The sequence below is a fragment of the Phormidium pseudopriestleyi FRX01 genome (assembly GCF_017313335.1).
GTDB classification, from domain to species: Bacteria; Cyanobacteriota; Cyanobacteriia; order Cyanobacteriales; family Laspinemataceae; genus Laspinema; species Laspinema pseudopriestleyi.
In genome coordinates this window covers 1-5,005 of record NZ_JAFLQW010000513.1, presented here as the reverse complement: position 1 = coordinate 5,005, position 5,005 = coordinate 1, and the positions used below count along the sequence as shown (strand labels likewise).

General features: G+C 46.5%; 6 protein-coding genes. 1 reads left to right on the top strand and 5 read right to left on the bottom strand.

The genetic code is table 11. From position 1 onward, the window contains the following. The first annotated feature begins 383 nt into the window (after nucleotides 1-383). Nucleotides 384-833, top strand: a complete 450-nt coding sequence (locus J0895_RS19420) for an SRPBCC family protein (protein WP_207089652.1) — start codon at nucleotides 384-386, stop codon at nucleotides 831-833. Nucleotides 834-841: 8 nt separating this feature from the next. On the opposite strand, the gene J0895_RS19415 is transcribed toward J0895_RS19420, so the two are convergent. The 5 genes from J0895_RS19415 to J0895_RS19395 form a co-directional block, all read right to left on the bottom strand. Beyond that, nucleotides 842-2,089 (bottom strand): ATP-binding protein, encoded by a 1,248-nt coding sequence (locus tag J0895_RS19415; RefSeq protein WP_207089651.1) that lies wholly within the window; start codon nucleotides 2,087-2,089, stop codon nucleotides 842-844. After that, nucleotides 2,070-2,657: a CBS domain-containing protein gene (locus J0895_RS19410; RefSeq protein WP_207089650.1), complete on the bottom strand. Its 588-nt coding sequence runs from the start codon at nucleotides 2,655-2,657 to the stop codon at nucleotides 2,070-2,072. Before J0895_RS19410 ends, J0895_RS19415 begins: the two co-directional genes overlap by 20 nt. 284 nt (nucleotides 2,658-2,941) lie before the next feature. After that, nucleotides 2,942-3,181: a 2Fe-2S iron-sulfur cluster-binding protein gene (locus J0895_RS19405; RefSeq protein WP_207089649.1), complete on the bottom strand. Its 240-nt coding sequence runs from the start codon at nucleotides 3,179-3,181 to the stop codon at nucleotides 2,942-2,944. 82 nt (nucleotides 3,182-3,263) lie between these two features. Continuing rightward, nucleotides 3,264-4,745: a cobyric acid synthase CobQ gene (gene cobQ / locus J0895_RS19400; RefSeq protein ID WP_207089648.1), complete on the bottom strand. Its 1,482-nt coding sequence runs from the start codon at nucleotides 4,743-4,745 to the stop codon at nucleotides 3,264-3,266. Nucleotides 4,746-4,772: 27 nt separating this feature from the next. Beyond that, nucleotides 4,773-5,005: Npun_F0494 family protein (locus tag J0895_RS19395; RefSeq protein ID WP_340643558.1), on the bottom strand; the 233-nt coding region annotated here is incomplete at its 5' end.

Genomic DNA, 5,005 nt, shown 5'->3' with positions numbered 1-5,005 from the left:
TCGAGATTAAAAAAGGTAGCCGTAAGCCTCATGGCGAGAGTCAGTGAGCGTGAATAGGTAGGGGCGCATTGACTACGCCCTTAAGGTCTAAATTCTGGACTCTTAAAGAATCCCATGCTCTTTAGACGTGGGAGTGTCAAAGCTGTTCTTACAAAGAGTGCGATCCGCCCTCACCCCAAACCCCTCTCCCAAAGAGGGAGAGGGGCTTTAGAGACTACCTTATGAGTCCACCGAACCGCTATAGCAATCCTAAATGATTTATGCCCTCTCCTGCTCCCCTTTGGGAGAGGGGAGCAGGAGAGGGCATTCCACAACTGATTTAGGACTGCTATATATAAAACGAGTTCAACCGATAAACTATCAATTTAAACGTTTAAATTCTGATGACAAACTGGTTAGAACATAGCGTCTTAGTAGAAGTCAGCACCCCGATTGATCATGTCTGGAGTCTGTGGTCTGATTTAGAGCAGATGCCCCGCTGGATGAAATGGATTGAATCGGTGCAGATTTTAGAAGAAGATCCGGAATTATCGCGGTGGAAATTAGCCTCTGGGGGATTTGAATTTAGTTGGCTGTCGCGGATTTTGAAAATTGTTCCGAACCAAATTATTCAGTGGGAATCGGTGGATGGATTGCCGAATCGAGGAGCAATTCGTTTTTACGATCGCTATCAAGAAGGCAGTGTAGTTAAGCTCACCATCGCCTATGCTATTCCGGGTATTCTGGGACAGCTTCTGGATAATTTATTTTTAGGTCGCGTTGTAGAATCCACGATTCAAGCTGATTTAGAACGATTTCGGGACTATGCGATCGCCGACTATTCTCAATCCTAACGGAATAGTCAACAATTTGCGGCATTTTCTGGAGTTAAGGGTAAAGTTACCGTAAAGGTAGTCCCCACATTGACTTCACTCTCTACGGCAATCTCACCGTGATGTGCTTCTATGCAGTTTTTCACAATCGTCAGTCCCAATCCCGTTCCCGGTATTTTCCCTACATTTCTCGCCCGATGAAAGGACTGGAACAAGCGTTTGCGGTCCTCTACCGGAATGCCAATTCCGGCATCGCGAATTTTAAAAATAGCCTGATTGTCTTGACAAATTAAATCAAAATAAATCGGGGTAGTAGAGGGGGAATATTTGCAAGCATTGGTGAGCAAATTGCCTAGAATGTAGCGCAAGAGTTTTTCATCGAGACAGGCATCGTCAGTCGAACCGACTGCCTGAAAGATAATAGAATGATGTTCGATATCGCTAAATTGTCGTTCTTCGACCAAATCCTGACATAATCTGACTAAATATAGGGAGTGCGGTTCATACTCCAATTGTCGATTTTCGACCTGCCCCAGAACTAGCAAATCATCAATCATCTGCTCCATATATTCAGCGGTTTTTTGAATCATTTGCAGGTAATTAAACCGTTGTTCTTCCGTTATTTTATCTGCAAATCTTTCTAATAATTGGGAGGCACATAAAATCGAGGTGAGTGGATTTCGGAATTCGTGAGTCACCATTGAAGTAAAGCTTGATTTCAGTTCATTCAGTTCCTTTTCTTGGGCGAGGGCCAGATTTAATTCTTCCTGGGCTTGTTGACGTTCTAAAATCTCTTTTTGCAAGAGTTCATTCGTTTCGGTGAGTTCAACGAGCTGTTCTTCAACAGATTGTTGTAATATCTCAATCACCCGATACATTTCCATTGGATCAAAGGCTTGCAGGAGGGTAGATTGGGTGACAATTCCTAACAGTTTCCCTTGTTCAGAGACGACAACTAACCGGCGCACAGACCACTGTTTCATCATCTGATGAGCGTTCCACAGGGAGTCGTCGGGTTTGAGTGAAAATAAAGGTTGACTCATCACGATCGCCGCCGAGGTGCTGTTCAAATCCAGATCCAACGCATGAAATTGCACGAGGTCCCGTTCTGTGACCATCCCGAGAGCGATCGGTCCAGTTTCCCGGCGACTCTCAGATTGAGAGTCCGATTCTGAGGGAGAAATCGGGATACTGTGAAAGGAACCCTCGGTGAAGTCAGGGTTAAGGATTTCTGGCATCTGGGTAATCACCACACAGCTAACCTTGTTCCGAGACATCAATTCCGCTAGGGACAGCAAGGATGCAGTCGGTGGTGCCGTCACGACCGAAGCGAATCATCACCTCTAATACCGATCGCGCCTTGAGGAGATTCACCGGCTGTAGCACTTTTCGGATACTACCATGACTCAAAATGCCTAAAACTTGACCCTGTTCGGCTACAATTGGCAAGTGACGAATACAATGTTTCTGCATCAGGGAGAGGACTTGAAACAGGTCCCGAAATTCAGACTGAAGTAAGGTAATTACCTCCCTCGTCATGACTTCGGCAATGGTAATTTCTACAATTTTTACCCCCGCCGCACACAAATGCACAACATCGCGTTCACTAAAAATTCCCCGTAATTGCTCACCCTCCATCACCAATACACAGCCGTCTCCCGCATCATCTAAAGGACTGAATGCCATTGATGCGGTCACATCAGTCAGGGCACAACTCGCTCTAGCGTGAGCCATTTGGGTAATGACATCAATCAGGCGGGTATCGGGAGAAACGACCATCGGCGATCGGTTGATCGCTTGTTCTAAGTCTGGGGAATAGAAGGGTAAATAATTAGGTTGCAGCATAGTAATTCGGCAGAAGGCTGAAGGGGAGCCACAGAAGGGCGATCGGAGTCCAAGGCATCGGAATCGCCTGGGGTGATTCTTTTAAGATAAGCTAGAATTTTCTCAAATTTAAAATCTTTAATTTGTTAACTTAAGACCGGGTATTTTCACTCAATTTACCACAATTTTGTTCTCATGATATCCACCCTTCAACCATTGGGTGAGAAGGGGAGCAAAATCAAAGTCCCTCTCCCATTTTGGGAAAGGGATTTAGGATAAAAATTGCATCGGGTGATATTTACCCGTTACCAGGTTGGGTCGATATAGAGATTAATGGTGACCCGTTCTTGACCCCCAGGCACGCCAGAAATACAGGAACAAACGGTGCGATCGCCATCAATTTCTACTTCGCAAGCATGACAAGACCCCATTAAACATCCGGTTGGAATCGTAATTCCAGCCCGTTTTGCCACCTCTAGTAAGGGTTCTCCGACCTCAGCTTTTACCGTAATGCGATCGGGTAAAAAAATAACATCTACACTCATAATTTTAGCTTGGGTGAAGGGTAAATATTGATTGTTCCCCAGTCGAGTCGCCCCCATCTCATTGTGGTTTTTCCAACTATTTTCATAACAAGGGAGTTAAATCTAAATGGGCTTCGACAATCGTTGCCAAAGCATCAATAATTTCTTCTCGTTGGTCTGAGTAATTAGCAATCCCGGTTGGTAATGATTTTAACCCTCTTTGATTGCGGAGGCGATTTAACCAAGCCCGCCGCCAAGGTCCATTATCAAACAGACCATGCAAATAGCAACCCCAAACGGATAGCTCTTTATCCACCAGTCCCAAATTCAAATCATCAAATAGGGGTTTAATATCTGGAGATAATGCGCCATTGAACCGTTCGCTTGGTTGAGTCCGACCCTGGTGAATTTCGTAGCCCGTAACGGGTAACCCCGGGGTGGGATAATGAGAATTAACCACCCGTTGGCGAGACACTTTATGGGTTGTAATGACGGTTTTAATCGGCAAGAGATTCAATCCTTCAAATCGTCCTTCGATGCCTTCAACCCCTTCTGGATCTGCCACAACTTGGCCTAACATTTGGTAGCCGCCACAAATGCCTAAAACAGTTCCGCCTCCAGCCACATAGTTTTGCAATTCCTCCGCCATCCCAGTTTGTTTAAGCACGAGCAAATCCGCAATGGTGGTTTTAGAACCGGGGATAATCACTGCATCGGGATAGCCCAAAGATTGTTTGGGGCTGATATATTTGAGGGTGACACTCGGTTCGGCTTCTAAGGGGTCGAAATCCGTAAAATTAGAAATTCGGGGTAAGCGAATCACCGCAATAGTAATTTCGCTCTCTTCTTTGTGAGTGGGAGCATTTAATAAACTTAGGGAGTCTTCTGCGGGAAACATTTCCTCGATCCAAGGAATCACCCCGAGTACGGGAATGCCAGTGTATTCCTCTAACCAGGTAATTCCCGAGTCAAGGAGCGATCGCTGTCCTCTAAACTTATTAATTACAACCCCACGAATTAAAGCCCGTTCTTCGGGGTCTAATAATGCTAATGTCCCCACCACATGAGCAAAAGCACCGCCTCGGTCAATATCTACCACCAAAATAGTGGGCGCGTTGAGATGTTTGGCAACGCGCATATTCGTTAAATCTCGATGTTTGAGATTGATTTCTGCTGGACTTCCGGCCCCTTCACAGACGATGATATCAAAGTCTTTGGCAAGCTGGTTCAAGGATGCAACGATCGCACTCCAGCCCCGATCAAAAAACTTTTCATAGTATTCTGCTGCCCCCACGCAGCCCTCGGGTTTTCCTCTGAGGATGACTTGGGAAGTCATATCCCCTTGGGGTTTTAATAAAATCGGGTTCATTTCCACTTCCGGGTCAATTCCAGCCGCCCAGGCTTGTACCGCTTGGGCGTAGCCGATTTCGCCACCTTTGAGGGTAACGTAGGCATTTAAGGCCATGTTTTGTCCTTTAAAAGGGGCGACGCGCATCCCTCGGCGATAGAGGATCCGGCATAGGGCCGTGGCGATCGCCGATTTCCCGGCGTGGGATGTGGTCCCAACAACCATAATGGCTTTCATAATGGCAGAAATTTCTCAGTGGTTTTGCTAAAAGATGGGCAATCGTACCCAACGATTGAGGAAATTATAAAGGCGATCGCCCCAGGATGGGGGGGGAATTTGGCCCGTGGACTGTTCCCATCCCGCCACCAATTGCCGTCCCAGGGGAGTGAGGCGGAAACTATCGGTAATCCCTTGACCATCGACTTCTCGACGCAATACACCCAGTTGAATCAGCCACAACAGGCTGTTTTCCACCCGGAGTTCGTTGAGGGGCGATC

Bases quoted from the DNA above. Each gene is read 5' to 3' on its own strand.
- J0895_RS19420 (WP_207089652.1), top strand. From the start codon at position 384: ATGACAAACTGGTTAGAACATAGCGTCTTAGTAGAAGTCAGCACCCCG.
- J0895_RS19415 (WP_207089651.1), bottom strand. From the start codon at position 2,089: ATGTCTCGGAACAAGGTTAGCTGTGTGGTGATTACCCAGATGCCAGAA.
- J0895_RS19410 (WP_207089650.1), bottom strand. From the start codon at position 2,657: ATGCTGCAACCTAATTATTTACCCTTCTATTCCCCAGACTTAGAACAA.
- J0895_RS19405 (WP_207089649.1), bottom strand. From the start codon at position 3,181: ATGAGTGTAGATGTTATTTTTTTACCCGATCGCATTACGGTAAAAGCT.
- cobQ (WP_207089648.1), bottom strand. From the start codon at position 4,745: ATGAAAGCCATTATGGTTGTTGGGACCACATCCCACGCCGGGAAATCG.